The following is a 731-nucleotide window of genomic DNA, read 5'->3' as shown; positions in this document are numbered from 1 at the left end:
GAAGACGATCCGGTGCCACAAAACGGCGCTTATCGAGGTGTGTCGTGGTGGTGGCGCGAGATCACTATTCCTGCCTCAGCCAAGGACCAGCGCGTTCTGTTGCATATCCGGGGGGCGCGGTTGCGCGCCGAGGTGTTCCTCAATGAAAAGCTGGTTGGGTATTCGATCCTCTCCGAACAGCCGTTCGATTGCGATCTGACGGGTGCCATGGCTCCCGGCGGTACCAACCGTCTGGCCATTCGCATTACCAATCCGGGTGGACGCTACGACTGGCGCGATTCCACCACCATGATGTGGGGTAAGCTTAAGCTGTTTGCTTCGCACGGGTTTGGCGGGCTGGACCGCGGCATGACCCTTAGCGTGCACCCGCTGGACAGCCATATCGAGGACGCATGGGTGCTCAATACGCCTGAGCCCCGTAAAGTCACAGCTCATATGCAGGTGCGGCTGACGGATAAAATCAGCGCGGAGCAACTCGCCAAACGCGCTTCTGTCCGGTTGCAAGGCCCGGACGGAAAGTTGGTTAAAGTCACGAGTGCTTTAAAAAGTGCCAGAATCGAAAACGATGTGGCGACGCTCGTCTATGATCTTCACGCCCCTGATGCGAAGCTGTGGGACCTGGAAAACCGCCACCTCTACCATATGCACTTTGACTGGAAGGGTAAGACCGGCCTGTCATCAAAGACCGTGCGTTTTGGCTTTCGCTGGTTTGCCGTCGAAGGGATCGGCAC

The 731-nt window shown here is 57.7% G+C and carries 1 protein-coding gene; it reads left to right on the top strand.

The genetic code is table 11. The features are described 5' to 3' along the window. A partial coding sequence (locus ACK8OE_RS20880; RefSeq protein ID WP_410274232.1) for a sugar-binding domain-containing protein occupies window positions 1-731 on the top strand: 731 nt, incomplete at both ends.

Source organism: Asticcacaulis sp. W401b (assembly GCF_046503825.1).
GTDB lineage: Bacteria > Pseudomonadota > Alphaproteobacteria > Caulobacterales > Caulobacteraceae > Asticcacaulis.
This window is presented reverse-complemented; position numbering and strand designations above follow the sequence as displayed.